This window comes from Clostridium ragsdalei P11 (assembly GCF_001675165.1).
In the GTDB taxonomy this organism is placed as follows: Bacteria; Bacillota; Clostridia; order Clostridiales; family Clostridiaceae; genus Clostridium_B; species Clostridium_B ragsdalei.
Map to the genome: position 1 here is coordinate 26261 of NZ_LROS01000077.1, position 20253 is coordinate 46513.

General features: G+C 30.8%; 17 protein-coding genes and 2 riboswitches. Of the genes, 10 read left to right on the top strand and 7 right to left on the bottom strand.

Annotation, left to right across the window (positions count from 1 at the left end; all coding sequences use genetic code 11):
* Positions 1–319: 319 nt before the first annotated feature.
* Positions 320–498: riboswitch (cobalamin riboswitch) on the top strand.
* A 157-nt stretch (positions 499–655) separates the two neighbouring features.
* Both hemA and hemL read left to right on the top strand, forming a co-directional pair.
* Positions 656–1852, top strand: a complete 1197-nt coding sequence (gene hemA / locus CLRAG_RS18835) for a glutamyl-tRNA reductase (RefSeq protein WP_065079805.1) — start codon at positions 656–658, stop codon at positions 1850–1852.
* A 28-nt stretch (positions 1853–1880) separates the two neighbouring features.
* Positions 1881–3155, top strand: a complete 1275-nt coding sequence (gene hemL, locus CLRAG_RS18840) for a glutamate-1-semialdehyde 2,1-aminomutase (RefSeq protein ID WP_065079806.1) — start codon at positions 1881–1883, stop codon at positions 3153–3155.
* A gap of 387 nt (positions 3156–3542) precedes the next feature.
* Here the strand turns inward: hemL and CLRAG_RS18845 are convergent, their stop codons facing one another.
* The 3 genes from CLRAG_RS18845 to CLRAG_RS18855 form a co-directional block, all read right to left on the bottom strand.
* Complete coding sequence (locus tag CLRAG_RS18845) at positions 3543–4346, bottom strand: lipid II flippase Amj family protein (RefSeq protein WP_065079807.1); 804 nt, start codon at positions 4344–4346, stop codon at positions 3543–3545.
* A 472-nt stretch (positions 4347–4818) separates the two neighbouring features.
* Positions 4819–5688, bottom strand: coding sequence for a UTP--glucose-1-phosphate uridylyltransferase GalU (gene galU / locus CLRAG_RS18850; RefSeq protein ID WP_065079808.1), 870 nt, complete (start codon positions 5686–5688; stop codon positions 4819–4821).
* Between the two features lie 32 nt (positions 5689–5720).
* Positions 5721–7376, bottom strand: a complete 1656-nt coding sequence (locus tag CLRAG_RS18855; RefSeq protein WP_065079809.1) for a glycosyltransferase 87 family protein — start codon at positions 7374–7376, stop codon at positions 5721–5723.
* Positions 7377–7777: 401 nt separating this feature from the next.
* Here CLRAG_RS18855 and CLRAG_RS18860 point away from each other — a divergent pair, with 401 nt between their 5' ends.
* The 3 genes from CLRAG_RS18860 to CLRAG_RS18870 all read left to right on the top strand — a co-directional run bounded on the left by CLRAG_RS18860 (position 7778) and on the right by CLRAG_RS18870 (position 11580).
* Complete coding sequence (locus tag CLRAG_RS18860; protein ID WP_065079810.1) at positions 7778–8617, top strand: DNRLRE domain-containing protein; 840 nt, start codon at positions 7778–7780, stop codon at positions 8615–8617.
* A gap of 198 nt (positions 8618–8815) precedes the next feature.
* Complete coding sequence (locus CLRAG_RS18865; RefSeq protein WP_065079811.1) at positions 8816–9712, top strand: DUF6385 domain-containing protein; 897 nt, start codon at positions 8816–8818, stop codon at positions 9710–9712.
* A 65-nt stretch (positions 9713–9777) separates the two neighbouring features.
* Complete coding sequence (locus CLRAG_RS18870) at positions 9778–11580, top strand: tetratricopeptide repeat-containing glycosyltransferase family 2 protein (protein ID WP_083985804.1); 1803 nt, start codon at positions 9778–9780, stop codon at positions 11578–11580.
* A 30-nt stretch (positions 11581–11610) separates the two neighbouring features.
* On the opposite strand, the gene CLRAG_RS18875 is transcribed toward CLRAG_RS18870, so the two are convergent.
* From CLRAG_RS18875 to CLRAG_RS18890, 4 genes are all read right to left on the bottom strand, one after another.
* Entirely contained in the window at positions 11611–12513 is a 903-nt protein-coding gene (locus CLRAG_RS18875) for a sensor histidine kinase (RefSeq protein ID WP_065079812.1), read from the bottom strand.
* An 18-nt stretch (positions 12514–12531) separates the two neighbouring features.
* A complete protein-coding gene (locus tag CLRAG_RS18880; RefSeq protein ID WP_065079813.1) occupies positions 12532–13272 on the bottom strand; it encodes an ABC transporter permease subunit in 741 nt (246 codons plus the stop codon).
* Entirely contained in the window at positions 13265–14188 is a 924-nt protein-coding gene (locus tag CLRAG_RS18885) for an ATP-binding cassette domain-containing protein (RefSeq protein WP_065079814.1), read from the bottom strand. The genes CLRAG_RS18880 and CLRAG_RS18885 overlap by 8 nt, the downstream gene beginning before the upstream one ends.
* Positions 14189–14274: 86 nt before the next feature.
* Positions 14275–14970 carry a response regulator transcription factor gene (locus CLRAG_RS18890; protein ID WP_065079815.1) on the bottom strand — a complete coding sequence of 232 codons (696 nt, stop codon included), beginning with the start codon at positions 14968–14970 and terminating at the stop codon, positions 14275–14277.
* Between the two features lie 113 nt (positions 14971–15083).
* Positions 15084–15184, top strand: a riboswitch (SAM riboswitch).
* A gap of 79 nt (positions 15185–15263) precedes the next feature.
* Between CLRAG_RS18890 and CLRAG_RS18895 the strand changes: the two genes are divergently transcribed.
* The 5 genes from CLRAG_RS18895 (at position 15264) to CLRAG_RS18915 (ending at position 19931) form a co-directional block, all read left to right on the top strand.
* A complete protein-coding gene (locus CLRAG_RS18895) occupies positions 15264–16220 on the top strand; it encodes a methionine ABC transporter ATP-binding protein (RefSeq protein WP_065079816.1) in 957 nt (318 codons plus the stop codon).
* 2 nt (positions 16221–16222) lie between these two features.
* Complete coding sequence (locus tag CLRAG_RS18900) at positions 16223–16879, top strand: methionine ABC transporter permease (RefSeq protein ID WP_065079817.1); 657 nt, start codon at positions 16223–16225, stop codon at positions 16877–16879.
* 66 nt (positions 16880–16945) lie between these two features.
* The gene (gene larA / locus CLRAG_RS18905) at positions 16946–18220 is read left to right on the top strand and encodes a nickel-dependent lactate racemase (RefSeq protein WP_065079818.1); all 1275 of its coding nucleotides are present in this window, start codon (positions 16946–16948) and stop codon (positions 18218–18220) included.
* A gap of 168 nt (positions 18221–18388) precedes the next feature.
* Positions 18389–18775: a GntR family transcriptional regulator gene (locus tag CLRAG_RS18910; RefSeq protein WP_065079819.1), complete on the top strand. Its 387-nt coding sequence runs from the start codon at positions 18389–18391 to the stop codon at positions 18773–18775.
* 22 nt (positions 18776–18797) lie between these two features.
* The gene (locus CLRAG_RS18915; RefSeq protein ID WP_065079820.1) at positions 18798–19931 is read left to right on the top strand and encodes a DUF1648 domain-containing protein; all 1134 of its coding nucleotides are present in this window, start codon (positions 18798–18800) and stop codon (positions 19929–19931) included.
* Positions 19932–20253: the final 322 nt, after the last annotated feature.

Genomic DNA, 20253 nt, shown 5'->3' on the forward strand with positions numbered 1-20253 from the left:
TATTCTAGCTTAAAATTTGAACTTATACCTGAAAATAATGCTGACAAAATTGAAATCACACTTAAAAACTTTTTTTATAAGTCTTAGTGAGGTATTTTAGAAAATCTTAGAAGCTTATATATGTCTGAGGTACGAGTTTATATAAGCTTCTTTAGATTTTCAAAATACCGAACTTTAGACCTATAAAAAGTTTTTAGTATGATGAAATTTGTCAGCATATGAACTGGTATATGTCAACTTTCAATCTAGAAACTCTATAGTTGATTCTTTTTATGATAATGTTATAATTAAGATGAAAATTAATGTTGTAAAATAAAATTTAATAAATAATAGTATAGGTTTAAGTATATTTAATTAAAAGGGAATCAGGTGGAAATCCTGAGCTATCTTGTAGCTGTATTAGGTGAATTTAAGTAGGACAAGCCACTTGTAAATAGGGAAGGCATACTTAGATGATGAAGCTTAAGTCAGAAGACCTGCCTATATAATAGGCCGTTAACTCTACAAGTGATAGGGGGCATTGTAATAAATAAAGCATTTATTACTTATGTTTATGTGTAAAAACCTTTTAACACTTAGTTAAAAGGTTTTTTAGGTATATAGTAAAGTTATATTTTAATTATAATAATATAGTTGTAATATTGGAGTTGATAAAATGATACAACTTATAGGGGTAAAAAGTGAATGTGATATTGAAATAAGGCAGAAGTTCTCTATTGTATCGTCAAAATTAGAAGATAAATTAAAGAATGTTTATAAAATTACAGGAAACGTTTTAATTTTGAGTACTTGCAACAGAACAGAAATATATGTGGATTCTAATACACAAGGGGAAGAACTAATAAATGCTGTATTTGATGCTTTAGGTTGGAGCAGGGAACTTATTATATATACCTTTTATGCAAAAAGTGAAGATGCTATTAAGCATTTAATGGAAGTAAGTTGTGGTTTCCATTCTAAAATTTTGGGAGAAGATCAAATTTTAGGACAAATTAAGACTGCATATAATATGGCATTAAAAGTTAAAACTATAAAAGGACAGCTTCAGAGGCTGTTTCAGAATGCAATAACCTGTGGTAAGAAGTTTAAGAATGACTGTGAAATGTATAAAATACCTGTATCTGTACCATCAATAGCTGTTAAAGAAGCAGAAAAAAGCAAAATAAAAAGGTATATGGTAATTGGGTTTGGAGAAATAGGAAAGCTTGTCCTCAAATATTTAGCTGGTTTGAATACTGAAATTGTATATATTGTAGTGCGTGATTTGAATAAAGTTAAAGATTTATATGAAAATTGTAATTGGATTAAATTCATAACTTTTAAAGAAAGAAAAGCTTATTATAGCAATGTGGATTGTATTATAAGTTGTACTTCTGCACCTCATGCTATAATTTATAAAGAAGAACTTCCTAAAAAGAAATTTCTCATATTTGATCTTGCAGTACCTAAAGATATAGATGCAGGTGTATTAAGTCTTCCAGGTGTAAAAGTATATGACATAGATAATATAAGCAGTATTGATGAAAATAATAAGATTATGCGAAAAGAAAAAATGGAAAAGTACAGGTATATTATCCAAGAATATATAGATGAATTTATAAAATGGCAGTCTTTAGATGAGCTTTCACCGGAAATACAGAAGATGAAAAGTTTTGGAAGTGAAATATGTGAAAAGAGGATAGAGACTTTTAAAAATAAAAGGTATACCAAGGATAATGAAGTACTCGTACAAACTATGATACAGAGTACAGCCAAAGTGTATATAAACAGGGCTATAGATGTATTAAAAGAAGCAAAACTTCAAGGAAAAGAAGATGAATATTTAAAGCTTATAAATAAAATATTCTGTTAATGATGAAGAAATGGAGATGTAAAACTTAATGAGAAATGATGATATATTTAATGAATCTAAATTATATATGCCAGGAGGAGTAAATAGTCCTGTTAGAGCATTTAAAGATGTGCCTTTGAATCCACCTGTTATAAAGAGGGGGAAAGGGGCTTATATCTATGATGAGGATGGTAATAAATACATAGATTTTGTATGCTCCTGGGGGCCTATGATTTTAGGACACTGTGATGATGATGTGGTAAAGGCTATAAAGGATACAAGCGAAAATGCTATATCTTTTGGCGCCACTACAGAGCTTGAATTGGAGCTTGCAAAATATGTATGTACCACTTTAGATAATGTAGAAATGCTTAGAATGGTAAATTCGGGAACAGAAGCAACTATGAGTGCAGTAAAGCTTGCTAGGGGATGTACTGGAAGAAATAAAATAATAAAATTTGCAGGCTGCTATCATGGTCATTTTGATGATTTTTTAGTAGAAGCAGGTTCTGGAGTCATGACAGAAGGAATTCCAGGAAGCGCTGGGGTTCCTGAGGACAGTGTGAAAAACACTTTAATAGCTAAATATAATGATCTTTCTAATGTGGAGAAAATTTTTGAGAAGCATGGTAAAGACATTGCAGCAATTATAGTAGAACCAGTAGCAGGAAATATGGGCGTAATTCCTGGAGATGCCAATTTCTTAAAAGGACTTCGCAGTATTTGTGATAAAAATGGAAGCTTGCTTATTTTTGATGAAGTAATGAGTGGATTTAGAGTAGCTTATAAAGGAGCCCAGAGCATTTATGGAATAAAGCCGGATATAACTACTTTTGCAAAAATTATAGGTGGAGGTCTTCCTTGTGGTGCTTATGGTGGAAGAAAAGAAATAATGGAGAAACTTTCGCCAATGGGACCTGTCTACCAGGCAGGAACAATGTCCGGAAATCCTCTTGTAATGGCTGCAGGAATCGCAACTTTAAAGAAGCTGCATGACAATCCTGATTACTATGCACATCTTGAAAAATTAGGTGCAAAATTGGAACAGGGTATAGGGGACATAGCAAAAAAGAAGGGCATAAATGTTGTAGTAAATAGGTGCGGAGCAATGTTCGCTATATTCTTTACTAAAGATTCAGAAGTTAGAAATTATGAAGATGCTAAAAAATGTGATACTTCTCTTTTTGCAAAGTATTTTCAACATATGATAAGCAAAGGCATTTATATTGCACCTTCTCAATTTGAAGCTATATTTTTAAATGTAAAGCATACTGAAGAAGATATTGATAAATTCTTAGAGGCATTCAGCACATTTGAAGTCTAGGATGTAGATTACTAAACAAAAAATAAACTTATGCTCCGAATATTTTTACAAACACAAACACGTTAAATATTTTGATAAGTCTAACCAAAAAATTTTGAAAACCTAAGACCTTTTGAAAACTCGTACCTCAGACAATTCAAAAGGTCTAAGTTTTTCTAAAATTTTTTACTAAGACTTATATGCAAAATATTTAAATGTGTTTGCTTATTGTAAAATATTTCTACGCATAAGTTTATTTTTAAGTTAGAAACTAAACTTTACAGTTTGAAAATTAAAATAAATTTGCACATATCAATAGATTATTAGTAACTCAATTTTTGTAAGAACCAATTCCTATAATTGTAGAAGAAAGTATTTTAGCTTTACCGCGTATCTTTTTCAAATCAACTAAATTAATCTTGCTATAAGTACTATCACATGTGAAGCAGGCACTAATATTAATTGTGCTAATATACTTCCGATAATCAATCCACCAACAATAAAAATTATGCAGCGGTTAAATTCCAATTCTGTACGTTCTCCTCTTATCACATCATCTGTCATCATAGATAAATATGGATCAATAAATATAACCATGAATATTGTTGAAATACTATTAATTACAGATGCTAAAGTGCTGCAGGTAGTTCTTAAATTAGGACTTAAACATCCAGCATATAATGATGATAAAATACTTACACTAGATATAGAAAATGCAATAATGTTTAGTAAAATTACCTTTTTAGGAGTTTTCCTAAAGTTCCTTAATTCAGATAAATTTTCTTTTTTAGGAATTGAAATGCTATTTTTAAACTGCTCAATTCCTGATTTCGAAAATGCATGAAGCATCAATCTAGGTAAAGACCTATAAACACTAAATGATACAACCAATTTATTAAACACTTTTATAAAAGTTGGCATTAAAATTGCACCAGCTATTGTGGCTAAAGTAATAGAAAAAACTATCCATCTAAAAATATACAGTAAGTTACTAGAATGACCTGTATTTATACCATTTTCAATAGTTTTTGCTAACAATGGAGCTTGAATAGTATTAGCTGTTCTTTGTATAAGTACAAAAACATTAAATACAGCAAAAGATACCGCAATTCTACCAGTTCTTATTCCCACAATTCTAGTAGAATATGCCAATGTTCCTATAACATAAATAATAAAAGTTAGCATAAAAACTAAATATACCTGTATTGTCATTTTTCTTACCACCTTATGGCTTCATTAGTTTATATTTGTTTCATAAATTTGTATATGCAAATTATATCACAAATTTAATTTTGATAGGAACTTATAAGATGAAGATTTCAAATCATACAAGGAAACATGCTGACAAAATTGAAATCACACTTAAAAACTTTTTTTATAAGTCTTAGTGAAGCATTTTAGAAAATCTTAGAAGCTTATATATGTCTGAGGTACGAGTTTATATAAGTCTCTTTAGATTTTCAAAATGCCGAGCGTTAGACCTATAAACAGAGTTCTAAGCATCAGATGGAGTTTTAACTCCACCTGATGCTTAGAACTCGTTATCTAGGGACGTAGTCGCTCTTTACTCCCACTTGCAGAAGTGGGAGTATTAGAGTGAGTAGTCATCGGATAAAAAGTTTTTAGTGTGATGAAATTTGTCAGCATGTTTTTATATGACTTGAAATTTCTACTTAGAGCTTTCCTAAAGTGCAGTTTTAATTGTAGATAAATATTCTAAAAGCTCATCTTTTAAGACATTATTTTTTAGTGCATAGTGTATATTTGCCTGGAGAAAACCAAATTTATCTCCTGCATCATATCTTTGTCCTTCAAAACAATATCCGTATATTGCCTCAGTTTTTACAAGTTCTTTTAGGGCATCTGTTAGCTGTATTTCTCCTTTTTTATCTGGTTTGGTTTTTTCAAGTATTTCAAATATTTTTGGAGTTATAATATATCTCCCTAGAATTGCAATATTTGAAGGAGCTTCCTGGGCTGTTGGCTTTTCTACCATATCTTTGACTTTAAGAGTTCCCTTTTCAACTTCAATGCCACTTATAATACCGTATTTTGATATAGCTTCTTCCTTTACAGGCTGAACGCCTAAAATAGAAGTATTGTAGTTATCATAACAATCTATAAGCTGCTTGAGGCAAGGTGTTTTGCTGTCAACTATGTCATCGCCTAACATAACTGCAAAAGGTTCATCTTCTACAAAATTTTTAGCAAGGCTTATGGCATGACCTAATCCTTTAGGTTCTTTTTGCCTTGTATAATATATATCTACCATGTTTGATATGTTTTGAACTAACTTTAATAAAGTGGTTTTATTATTCTTTTTAAGTTGATCTTCAAGTTCTACGGATTTGTCAAAATGATCTTCAATAGATTTCTTATTTTTGCCTGTTATTATTAATATTTCCTCAATTCCAGAAGATACAGCTTCTTCAACTATATATTGAATTGTTGGCTTGTCTACTATAGGCATCATTTCTTTAGGTTGAGCCTTTGTAGCAGGAAGAAATCTTGTACCGAGTCCTGCAGCAGGAATTATTGCTTTTTTAATTTTCATGAGTTACACGTCCTTTCTATTATTTGCTTAACTCAACAATTGTGAAATGTGGATCGTGAATTGTGAATTAAATTCATATTATCTATTAATATTTTCATAAGATATATAAACAAAATAATGTTCAGCAGTGAAATAGCATCTATTATTAAACTGTGAGAATCTGAATTCATTCCTCTTGAACCACCAAATAAAATATAATAAATATTGGTGTAAATTGTTATAGTATATCCAATTGCTAGAGTTAACAGTCTTTTATCTTTTAGGTATATAAAGCTTATAACTGATAATGCAGCAGCAGGAAACAAATACCTTTCATGCATTCCTGTAGAAAATGTGAAAACACCTGAAATTTGGACAAGTGCTGCAGCAAAGACAAACATCCTGTTTTTGTTCTTTGCATATAAGTACCAGCAAGATAAAGTAATTGCAGTTATTGCAATCATTCCCCAAATTTGATAGTTAAATATAAAAAACACTTCTGAAATCTTTTTGTAATTCGCTCCAATTAAATTAAAAAAGTTAAATCCATTTACAGAAGCATAAGGGTACTCTGATATAGTTTTTGAATATAATTTAAATATCCACAGGGCATTTTGGTTGTAGGAAAAAGGTAATATTATAACTAAAGCTGTGATAATACCCGCAATTACTGATTTTATAAATATTTTTAAATCCCTTTCCCGTACTAGTTCAAATAATAGAACCGGTAAAAATATAATTCCCTGAGGTTTCATAAGCACTGCACAGGTAAAAGCTATAGATGACAGGACCGTCTTCCTTTCCGATAACAAAAACAGTGACAGTACTATAATTAGTGTAAAGAAAGAATCTACTTGTCCCCAAAGTGCAGAGTCTATAAAAGTAACCGGGTTAAAAATGTAAAATGCACTAAGGAGAATACTGAATTCTAGTGATAAATACTTTTTAGCTAACCTGTATATAAAATAAGCTGTAATCACATCAGCTGCTATTGATGGAAGTTTCAAAAGTAGTGTGTAATATGGATTAATTGAACTTATACTTGCAATCTTACCAATTAAAAATAGTACATACATATATAAAGGTGGATAGTCGCCAGATCTTGCATTTGTATAAAATTGAGAAAAACTATTTGCTGTAGTTGATGCCCAATCTTTAAATAAATTTATATCTCCGCCGTATCCTTCCATAACTGTAGATAATGAAATTCTTAAAAATAGTCCTATACACAATAATGAAAAAATCAATATTTTTATATTATTTCTATTTATTTTTAAATCTCTACGAGTTATAAAGTAGAAAGCTCCAGCACACAAAATTAGAAATGCTATTAAATATAAGGTTAAAAAAGGTGCATATTTGCTTTTGGTAGATGAAAGGCCTCCTCCCATATCTCCACCAGGCATTTGATGTGTACCATTTTCAGATCTCTTACTGCTATCTTTGCCAAAATTCATATTATTACCTGGCTGCTTTTGAATGTTATTTTTTTCACCGTACCTGGTTCCATTTGAAAATTTAGTATTATCTTTTGGAACAGGTATGTTTTTGTTGCTTTTATTATTGCTAAATTGCTGTACGTTGTTTTTAGATGTAATAGTATTTGCTTTGTAATTTTTTATACTGTAAATACAAAAAAATGCGGATAGTAATATTAGAAAAATAAGACCTACCTTAAATAAATTCTTTTTTGGAAACATTGTTATCATTTCACTCTCCTCTCTTAGAAGTTGAATACTCAACTTTCGCACATATAAAATTTTGAATTAATATAAAAACTTTGCAAAGAAAAGCTTCGCAAGTTAAGAATTAATAATGAAAAATTAATAGTGAAGGATGATTTTTAGCTGTCGCAAAAAATCTTTAAATTTATATAAATCAGAAATGTTTCGCTTTAGCGAAACGAGTGGTGAAAAGCTTAATCAAAGATTTTTTGTAGTGTAACGGAAAAAAATCCACATTAACTATTAATTCTTCATTCTTAACTATTAATTAAAAAGTTTAGTTAACTATATTTTGGCTCATGAAACTTAAAAAAGGCTTAAAAAAAGATAAACTTTGTAAGCCTTTTTAAGCTTTACACATATTCTAGTTATGAGGGGGGAATTGTATGCCTTGTGAAAAAACACAAATTGTATGTAAAAAATGTATTACAATAACGAATTCAAATTCTAAAAATTATGTAGAGGATAATGAGTTAAAGGTTGGGTTTACAGGGAAAAATACATATAGAACTTATATGTATTTTAATATAAATGACATATCTGAAAATATAGTTGTAGATTCTGCAGAACTAGAAATATACTTAAATAAAATTAATATACCGCATTCTAAAACAAATTTTTATGTACACCCACTTAAGGAGGACTTTGATCTAAATACTTCATTTGAAAATCAGCCTGAGTATTATGAAAAACAGGTAAAGTTTGAGTTAAATAAAAACTCTCATGGAATTATTCATGTAGATATAACTCATATGTTTGATGAGTGGCATGATAATTCTATAAAGAACAATGGATTAGTTTTAAAATCTGGTGAAAAACACAGGGCACTTGCTAACTTTTCCTCAAATTCAAACCCTAATTATGAAGGTGCACCTAAATTAGTGATTTGTTCTTCAAAAATAAACCACGACCAGAAGATTGTAGATGTTGTAGAAAAGTATTGGGAGTTAAAGATTTTTAATACAGCACGTTCACCTATAGTAAATGTAGAACGTATTATAAATGGTACATTTTTTATTGAAAATACTAGCGGTGTGGAAATTAAGGCAGTAGTAGAAGTAAGTGTAGATTCAAAACACTGGATTGAAGATACAGGAGTGGTTGTTGGAGCCAATAAGTCACAAGTTTTAATAGCTAAATACTATGGAAAATATTATAGGGTGAAGTTCAATTGTTCTGGATTTGCATCTGCAAAACTTAACTTTATATGTCAGGTTTATCAATAGAAAGTTTCGGGTATATATCCACTTTCCTAGGCTAAAGCTGTAGAAAATATAAATAAATCTTACTTAGTGTGAGTGTTACAGTAGGTAGTCATCGGATAAAATGTATCACAATTAATAGATGAAAGAATAACATATTAGTAGGCCTGAAAAATAAGGCCCATTCAAATCAATTAAACCATAAAGAGGAGATGGGAATTCATGCCTAATAATTTGATATTTAATGGCACAGCTAGTGATTTGAAAACCCAAATGTATGCTTATAATAGTAGTACAAACAAAGCTGAGGCTTTAACTATATCGGGTGGTAATTTAGCAGTAGCAGGAACTGTAACTGTAGGAAATACGGTAGCTGTAACAGTGGGAACAGTAACAGTAGCAGGTACTGTAAGTGTAGGAAATACAGTAACAGTGGAAGGAACCGTAAGTGTAGGAAATACAGTAGCTGTAACAGTGGGAACAGTAACAGTAGCAGGTACTGTAAGTGTAGGAAATACAGTAACAGTGGAAGGAACTGTAAGCGTAGGAAATACAGTAGCTGTAACAGTGGGAACAGTAACAGTAGCAGGTACTGTAAGTGTAGGAAATACAGTAACAGTGGAAGGAACCGTAAGCGTAGGAAATACAGTAGCTGTAACAGTGGGAACAGTAACAGTAGCAGGTACTGTAAGTGTAGGAAATACAGTAACAGTGGAAGGAACCGTAAGTGTAGGAAATACAGTAGCTGTAACAGTAGGAACAGTAACAGTAGCAGGTACTGTAAGTTCAGTAACTACTGGAGTTGGATTTACTGCAACCAGCACTGCCATAACCACAGGAACAGGCATAAAATCGGTACTTCAGCAGGATACTTCTCAGCAATCAATGTACTCTTATTATATTAAGAATAATGATGCTGCAAATGCAATTACAGTAGTGCTGCAAGTTTCCCCAACTGATACGGACTCCTATTTTGTAAATGATGTTAGTCCGGTAACACTTGAGAAAGGTAGTGCTACAGTTTTAACTACCAAGTATTATATGAATTATACAAGGCTTTATTATGATACGGGAACTAATACCGCTAATCTTGAAGCTTATTTTAATGGAAGAGTTTAGTTATATTGGTGCTGCCTTTTAGGCAGCACCATATTAATAAAACTCTAAAAAGGAGGTTTATAGATGTGCCCATAAGTTTGTGCATGATAGTTAAAAATGAAGAAGATGTCCTTGGAAGATGTCTTGGGAGTGTAAAACACTTTGTAGATGAGATTATAATTGTGGATACGGGATCTACTGATTCTACTGTAGAAGTTGCTAAAAAATATGGCGCAAAGATTTTTTATTATAAATGGGATAACAGCTTTTCTAATGCAAGAAATTGTGCATTGGAGAAGGCTGAGAAAGATTGGATTCTTATAATGGATGCAGATGATGAATTTGAAAAAGAGGATACAAATAAGCTTCTTAAATTAACTAACGATAAAAATAGCAAAACTAATGTATATTTTATGCAAACTTTAAGCTATTCAGGAGATAATATAAGCAGCGGTGATGTTACCCTTAATTTGAATGTAAGACTTGTGAAAAATAGAAAAGGGTACAAGTTTGTAGGTGACATACATGAACAGCTTATACCTCCACCAGAGCACATTATTAGTAAGGATGATATAAAAATTGAAAATATAAGATTTTATCATTATGGATATTTAAATGAAATTGTGAAATCCAAAGATAAAAGGCAGAGAAATATGGCTATAATTCAAAAGGAGCTGGATAAGCATCCTCACAATGGATTTATGTTATTTAATATGGGAAATGAGTACTATGCTAAAGAAGATTATAAAAAGGCATTGAAATACTATATGAAAAGCTATGAACAGTTTAATCCAATGGAAGGCTTTAGTTCTAAACTCATATTGAGGATTGTTTCCTGTAATCAAATACTTGAAAATTTTGCAGAAGAATATAAGTTTGTTGATCAAGGGTTAAAATATTATCCTAATTTTACAGACTTAGAATTTATAAGAGGCAATACTTTTATTAGTGAAAAAAAGTATCTTAAGGCCATAAGTTCACTAAAAAAATGTATTAAGATGGGGGAACCTCCTATTCAGATAAATGAATTAGTTGGAGTGGGCTCATATAGAAGCTATATGGTTTTGTGCAGCATATATTTATATCTAGGAGATAATGACTCGTCCCTTTATTATTGTGATAAGATATTAAAGATGAAACCAGGATATGTGAAGGCTATTTACAAACTATGTGAAATAATGGCGGTTAAAAAAGCTTCTATAAATGAAATGAAATCTAAGTTCGACGGTTATGTGGATAAAAGTTCAGATCCAAATATATATTTAGTTTTATCAGATGTATTTTATGGTCAAAATAAGTTTGATATTGCATATGAATATGCAGATAGAGCTGATAGAATATGTAAAGATGAAATTAGCAGGTCTAAAATATATTACTATAAGGGAGTTTGTTTGTTTTATCAGAAAAAATTTAAGGACGCTTATGGCTTTCTAAAAAAGATAAGTTCAGAGGAATTTATAGATAAGGCTTTTTATTATACTATGCTTTGCAATACCTTTGATGACACCGTATCCACTAAAGACGTATTGACAGATGAGCCTAAGGATATACCTGACAATAAAAAGTATATGATATATATGAAGTTTAAGGATTTATTGGAAGGAAGAGAGTGTACAGACCTCTCAGAAGATACTGAGGATTCAAAGGATTTCTGTGAACTTATATTTAATCTGCTTGCCATTTTGTTAAAAATAAATTGTTTTGATGAATTTGAAAAGGGTCTTCAACTTTTAAACTTAATTGAGAATCAGGATGTTTTATTATATCTGGGAAAACTTTATTATAAAAATGGATATCCAAAACTAGCTTATAAGGAGCTTGTACGATCTATAAAAATATACGATAAGACTGATGTAGAAGCTCTTGAAATGATGAAAAAATGCTTATAAGGGGGCGAGCCCCCTTATATCAAATTTAAATTAAGAAATTTTCCACTTTATAATTATACTTAGTTTGTTGTCTTTAAAATTAGCAGTAATGCTATGTCCCATTTGTTCAACCAAGGCTTTTGTTATGGCAAGACCCAATCCAGTGTTTTTGCCTGTTCTCGTTCGATCTCCTGTAAAAAATCTTTCAAATAGGTGATCTATATCATCTGGATTTAAGTTATTAGCATTATTTGTAAATGAAGTTACAATGTAATTTTCATCCTTTTTTAGAGATACGGAAATAAACTTATCACCGTGTTTTAAAGCATTTTGAATGAGATTTGAAAATACACGTCTTATTGCATTTTCATCCCCTATAATTTCAGGTACACTTTCATCAATTTCAATTAAAGGTTCAATTTCTTTATTTGTAAAATCGTTGTAAAAAGATGCTATTAGTTCACAGAGTATATTTGAAAGTGAGATAGACTCTAATTCAAAAGCATATTCATTAGCTTCAAGTCTTGATAGGTCAAAAAAACCTGCTATAAGCATTTTTAAAGATTTTGCACGGTTTAGTATGATGTCTATATATTCATTTTTTTCATCCTTTGATAGGTCATCACTTTTTATAAGTTGAATATATCCTATAATGGAGGTAAGAGGAGTACGCAGGTCATGGGAAATATTTGCTATAGCCTGCCTGAGCTCCATGTCCATATGTTTGTACTTTACTTCTGTCTGCTGTTTTTTGTCTATATTTTTATTTATTTCCCGGGCTAAATTTTGAAGACTGCGGTTTTGAAAGGACAATGTCACTTTTTGGTTTGTATCTATGTCGTTTATTTTCTTCAGGCTGCCAGTTATATGTTTGATCTCACTTTTTGTAAGAAAAAGCAGGGTGATACTTATACCTGCTAAAATTCCTAATAAAATTATAATAAACAAGTACATATGTATCACCCTTTCAAGTTATTTGATTTCCATTTTTTTAAATATTATAATACCTATTATAGTAAAAATAATAGTATATGCAAATCCCAGTCCTGCAGAGTGGAGCATTTGCAGTGAAGTTAAGTTTGGATTTTTTATTGGAGTTAGTACACTTATGTTAGTAGTAATTAAAAGGTTGTAAATTCCATAAAATTTATTGGATACAAGTGCACAAAGTAATTTTATAAAATTGCCCATTAAAGCAAATATAGCTGCATAAGTATAGGCAAATGCATATTGATTTTTTAAAATAAAGCTGAGGAATACACCAAAACTAATTGCAGCTATATAAAGCGGTATGGCGCATAAAATCCTTAATGATAAGTTTATTAAAATTGCAGGGCTTAAATTTCCGGGTTTAAGAAATAAAAAGGTGCTTCCTACAAAAAAAATTAATACCAATGTGCAGGTTATAAAAGATATAATTATAGGAATAATTACTTTTGAAATATATAGTTTTTCTCTTGATAAGCCTGAAACCATTACATTTCTTAAGGTTTTATCCTTTAACTCTTCTGTGACATCAATATACATCATAACTAGAAAAGCTACTGCAGGAAGACAGCTCATGGCCATATACATAGATTCCAAAGCTGTGACCTTAGGACCTGTAAATAGTGCATTTGCGCTCACTGATAGTAAAACTAAGACTAATAGAGTAACTTTATAAGAAAGTCTATTTAAACCTTTGTAAAGTTCAGCTTTTATATAATTAAGCATTGATGCCACCTCCAATTAAATCCATGAAGTAATTTTCTAAATTTGCAGATGTCTTACTTATGGAATATACTTTAATGCCATTTTTTATAAAAGCTTCACTTACCATTTCAGGCTTATCCAGGTATTTAAAAATCTTAATTTCGTTCTCAGGAAGCACTTGATAGGAAGTACAGTTTAAATTCTTTTCAAGTATAAGAGAAGCATGAGCTGCATCGTCTACTTTTACCGACAAATATTCCCTGCATTTTTCCTCTAAGTCCTTTGCGGAAATTTGTTCTATGAGTTTCCCATTATCTATAAAGCCATAAGTGGTGGCAAGCTGAGAAAGTTCCCCTAAAATGTGGCTCGAAATTAATATAGTTGTACTTTTTTCTCTATTTAATTTTTTTAATATATCTCTAAACATCACTATACCAACAGGATCAAGACCATTTATAGGTTCGTCTAAAATTAAAAAATCTGGACTTGCAATTAAAGCTAGGGCCAGGCCAAGACGCTGCTTCATGCCAAGAGAATAATGTTTGAATTTTTTATTACCTGTATCCGAAAGACCTACTGTATTAAGTACTTTATCCACACAGTCTTTTTCAGGAATTCCTTTTTGAATTCTATAGTATTCAAGATTTTTTTTGCCTGAGAGATAAGGAAAAAAGCTGGGTGTTTCTATTATGCATCCTGTTCTCATTCGCTCTTTGTTTAATTCGTCTTTGCTTGTTTTTGAAAATAATTCTATATCACCGTTATCTTGCAAAGAAAGACCTGTTATTATTCTCATAAGGGTTGTCTTGCCAGCGCCATTTTTGCCTACAAGACCGTATATGTCACCTTTACTTATCTTAATATTTACATTATCAAGTGCCTTGTGATTTTTGTATTTTTTAGTAAGATTTTTTGTATGAAGTACTAAATCATTCATGATATCAACCTCCATTTTCTTGTTGATTTTATATTAGAACAAAATCAGCAAGATACATTAAAGAAAAACTTAAGAAATCATTAAGTTTAATCTTTCATCTTAAAACCTATTCCCCAAACGGTATGTATGTATTCTGTGTCCGGGTCAATTTTAGCTATTTTAGAGCGAAGGTTGCTCATATGCACATTTATGGTGTTATCATCGCTTATAAATTTATCTTTCCATACATGTTCAAATAAATTAGCTTTTGTAAATACTTTTTTGGGGTAAGACATTAGAAGTTCTAGTATACAAAACTCCCTTATAGTTAATATTACTTCCTGAGAACTTATAAAAACTTTGTGATTTTCCCGATCTAAGGTCATATTTTTATAGGTTAATATGTTTTGTTTTTCATTTGAGTTTGAAAATATCATATATCTTCTAAGTTGTGCACAAACTCTTGCCAGTACTTCTTCTACATCGAAAGGTTTTGATATAAAATCATCTGCTCCTAGTTTTAAAACTTCAATTTTTGTTTCTTGAGCTGTTTTTGCAGATATTACAATGACAGGCATAGTTTTAATCTTTCGTATTTTTTCTATAAGCTTTTCACCTGTAATGCCAGGCAGCATCAAATCAAGTAAAATTAGCTGAAAGTCATATTTTTCAATGCACATTTCAGCTTCGGTACCTGAAAAAGCCCCGCGGACATTGTAATTATTTTTTTCTAGTATCCTGCATAATAACTTATTTATATCTGTATCATCTTCTACTATTAAAATGTTTATATTTTTGTTCATAAGTATTCCTCCAGAGTTTTTGAGTTAAGACAATTATAACATTTTTAGATGGGTGTATTGACATAATAAAAGGTCACGTCTATAATTAAAAGCATAATTAAATATAAATCTTGAACTTATCAAGAGTGATTGAGGGAACAGGCCCTATGAAATCCAGCAACCAGTACAGTGTATAATGGTGCTAAATCCTGCAGCGGGAGCTGAAAGATGAGAGAAATTTTGAGTTAACTAAGTCTGAGATTTTTCTCGGGCTTTTATTTTTTCTTAAAATTGATATGGGAGGTTAAAGAATATTGATAGATATTAATAATGTAGGCAAGAGTTTTAACAATAAAAGTGTGCTTAAAAGTATAAATCTTCATATACAAGAAGGTGAAATATTTGGAATAGTTGGCCACAGTGGTGCTGGAAAATCTACACTTTTAAGGTGCTTGAATGGTCTTGAAAGCTATGACACAGGAAGCATAAAGGTAATGGGTAAAGAAGTAAAAGACTTAAAAGGTAAAGAAATAAGGACTTTTAGAAAAAACTTGGGAATGATATTTCAAAATTTTAATTTATTAAACAGAAAAAATGTATATGATAATATATCACTTCCACTTGAAGTCTGGGGATTAGAAAAAAGTAAAATAAAAACTAGGGTAAAGGAATTATTAAATTTAGTAGGCCTTAGTGATAAAGCAAAGAGCATGCCGTCTGAATTAAGTGGTGGACAAAAGCAAAGAGTAGCTATTGCAAGAGCTTTGGCGCTAAATCCAAGTATACTACTTTGTGACGAAGCCACATCTGCACTTGACCCAAATACTACTAAGTCAATACTTGAGCTTTTGAGAAAAATAAACAATGAATTTAAAATAACCATAGTAGTTGTAACCCATCAAATGGAAGTTATAAAAGAAATATGTAGTAAAATCGCTATTATAGATGAAGGTGAAATCAAAACTTCTGGAAATGTAGAAGAAATATTTTTAAAACCAGGAAAAAATCTAAAGAAGCTGCTTGGAAATGATAGTTTACTTCCAGATGAAGGTATAAACATAAGAATATTCTTTCCTAAGGAAATAAGCCAGGACAATTTAATAACCTCTATGGCTATAGATTTGAATATAAAGTTTTCTATAGTATGGGGAAAACTTGAAAGATTCCGCAGTGATGTTTTAGGAAGTCTGGTTATAAATGTAAATGATAAAGACAAGGAAAGTATATGTAATTATCTTTCTTCAAAAAATGTTAACTGGGAGGTAGAGTAAACATGGGATTTAGTGAAACATTTCAGGAAATACTACTTCCTGCTATTGGACAAACATTTTATATGGTTATAGTTTCTACAATACTTGCAGTAATTATAGGATTTATACCTGCTATTTTGCTAGTTGTAACTGAACCTGGTGGATTAAAGCCTAATAAAGTAGTCTACAAGGTATTGGATGTAATAGTAAATTTATTGAGATCATTTCCTTTTATAATACTTATGATAGCAATTTTTCCTTTTACAAAGCTTATTGTTGGAAAAACCATAGGTACAACAGCAGCAATAGTTCCTATTACAATAGCAGCAGCACCTTTTGCATCGAGGGTAATTGAATCTTCACTTAAAGAAATAGATCCGGGAATAATAGAAGCTGCAAAATCGTTTGGTGCAAGTAATATGCAGATAATATTTAAAGTTATGATTAAAGAGGCACTGCCATCTATAGTGCTTGGTATAACACTCACTGTAATAAGTGTAGTTGGATGTTCAGCTATGGCAGGTACAGTAGGCGGAGGTGGACTTGGAGATGTGGCAGTAAAGTATGGATATTATAGATTTCAAACTGACATAATGGTATACACTGTAATAATACTCATAATTTTTGTCCAGGTACTTCAAACTATAGGAAATCTTATATATAAAAAGCTAAACAAATAATTATTTGTTTGGTAAAGTAATTATTGTAGAGTCACTTTAAAAATATATTTATGGGAGGAAATTAGAATGGCTAAAATAGAATTACCATACCATAAAAAAATAATAGAAGCTGAAATAGATGACAACAACTTACTTGGGGTACTTGAATCAAAAGCAAACCAATATAAAGCAGAGCTTGGTCAATTGGAAATAGTGGAAAAAGCCCTTGATAATCCTATAAGCTCACCAAGACTTGAACAATTGGCTGAGAATAAAAAAAATATAGTTATAATAAGCAGCGATCATACAAGACCTGTTCCTAGTAAAATTATTATGCCTGCACTTTTGAGAAGAATAAGGAGTACAAATTCTGATGCTAATATTACTATATTAATAGCTACAGGTCTTCATAGAGCTACTACTAGGCGGGAACTCATAGATAAATATGGAGAAGATATAGTAAAAAATGAAAAGATAGTAGTACATGATGCGCAGAATGAAGACAATCTGTTAAAAATCGGTACATTGCCATCTGGTGGGGAACTTATAGTAAATAAACTTGCAGTTGAAGCAGATCTTTTAATTGCAGAGGGATTTATAGAATCTCATTGTTTTGCTGGCTTTTCAGGAGGTAGAAAGAGTGTGCTGCCTGGAATAGCCTCTGCCAAGACCATCCTGGCAAATCACTGTGCGGAATTTGTAGCACATCCTTCTGCAAGAGTTGGAAATTTAAAAGATAATCCTGTTCATAATGACATGCTATATGCAGCTAAAAAGGCAGGATTGGCTTTCATAATAAATGTAGCACTAGATGAAGATAAAAAGATAATAAATGCTTTTGCAGGAGATACGAATGATGCCCATGTAAAAGGCTGTGAATTTGTGCATAATTTATCAAAAGTGAGTAAATTAGTAGGTGATATTTCTATTTCTACTAATGGAGGGTATCCACTTGATCAAAATATATATCAATCTGTTAAGGGGATGGCAGCAGCTGAAGCCAATTGCAGGGATGGCGGCGTAATAATAATGGTATCTGCTTGCAGTCAAGGTCATGGTGGAGAAACCTTTTATAACAATTTAGCTAATTTAAATACTCCAGAAGAATTCTTAAAAAAAGTTTCAAAGGTTCCCAGGAATAAAACTGTACCTGATCAGTGGGCATCTCAGATGCTTGCGAGTATACTTTCAAATCATACAGTAATTGTTGTAACAGATATGTGTGATCCTAAAATAATAAGGAATATGCATATGCAGCAGGCAGATACTTTTGAAGAAGCTCTAGAAAGGGCATATGATATTATGGGGAAAGATGCTAAGGTTGTGGTTATACCAGATGGACTAGGAGTAATTGTAGAATAAAAACTTAAAAAGGCTATTGTGTAATGAACAAAAATTCATTATGAAATGGCCTTTATTTTTTTGCATTTCATTAACTTTTAATTTCCCACAAAAAAATGTAAAAAAACTATTGCACATGTTTTCTATTTGTTATATATTATGTATAACAAATAGAAAAGGAGGGACGCTATGTTAGTTCAAATAGATTTTGAATCGGAAATGCCTATATATGAACAGCTTAGGAGGCAAATAATAGAAGGAATAGCCTCTGGTAATCTGAAATTAGGAGAGAGCCTTCCTTCTGTAAGACAACTGGCAGAAGACATTGGAATAAATCTTCATACAGTAAACAAAGCATATAATGCGTTAAAGTCAGATGGTTACTTGAATGTAGATAGGAGAACAGGAGCTATAGTAAGTGGAACATTCCCTGAAAGTACGGAGGAGTTTGACAAAAAACTTAAGGAGGAATTTACTTACTTGATATGTGAAGCTCATTTAAGGGGAAAAAAGATGGAAGATATTTTGGATCTGTGTTCTGATATATTTAAGCAATATATTAAAAAAGATAAATAACTACTAAGGTGGGTGAAATTAAATGAAAGATAATTTGTTTATGTGTATATATTTATTTTTTATTTTTGTGATAATACTCGTAATCAATATGTTGACTCCTAAATTTACGAGAAAAGAAATTGTATTTGGAGTGAGAATTCCTGAAGATAAGATTGATTCAGATGAAATTAAGCATATAGAAGCACAATTTGTAAAGAATAATTTAATTATAGGAATTCCCTTTATTATTTTATTTAGTGTGTTAAATTATAGTTTTTTAAACGTAGGTATGATTTTGTTTACTACTTTTGCCTTTGTATTTATAATTTTTCTAATATATCTTATATCAAACAGAGCTATGAAAAATCTTAAGTCACAAAAGTTGTGGTTTCAAGGCAAAAAACAGGTTGTAACTGTAGACACTAGTTTTTCTAGAAGCAAAAGTAATATGCTTGTATCAGCTTGGTTTTTCTTGATACCTGCAGCTATTATTATAGTAAATATAATTTTAGGATATATGAATTATGACTCTCTACCTTATAAAGTCCCTACACACTGGGATTTTTCCGGTAATGTAACAGGATATCAATTTAAATCCAGGTTTCTAATTTGGGAAATGCCAATTACTCAGATTTTTACTACTTTTATGTTTTTTATAGTCTATAAGGGAATTGGATGGTCAAAACAGCAGATTAGTTCTATAGACCCAGAAGCATCTGTAAAGAAAAATAGTATATTTAGAAAAAGCTGGTCCATGTATATGGTTATCTTTGCTGTAGTAACAAATCTTTTATTAACCGTTGCTACTGTTCAGATATTTAGGGTATTTAATGTAAGTAGTACCTTTTCATACATCATAATATTGGCTTTTGTACTAGTTACAATTTTAAGCAGTATAGTTCTAGCTTTTAAAATCGGGCAGGGTGGAGGTAATATAAGATTTAAAAGTGATGGTGAAAATGTCAAACCCGATTTTGGTGATAAGGATGATGATAAGTGCTGGGTACTAGGAAATAGTATATATTATAACAAGAATGATCCATCCTTATTTGTGGAAAAAAGATTTGGTATAGGATGGACGATAAATGCAGGCAGACCACTTGGAATGGCTGTATATATAGGAAGTATTGTGATTATAATTGTAACTATAATTTTTGCTGTATTTAGTGGAAAGTAAAAATTAGAATCTCTATAGAAATTCTAAGTAAAAAACAACTTATACTTCGGATATTTTTTACAACCGCAAGCTCGATTAAATGTTTTGATTATTGTAAAAATATGCCTACGTATAAGTTGTTTTTTAAGTTAGAGAATTCATTAAAAAACACGAATAATGGAAATTAGATTCTAATTATTTTAGCCGTTAGGCTGCTGGATAAGTATAAAAATCAATATATAGTGGCTGAATAGTTACTATTTTGCTTAAAGTTAATAAACAAGTCAATAGTTATAGATAATTGTAATACATCCTCCAATAGCGTTTAATTTGCTAATTATAA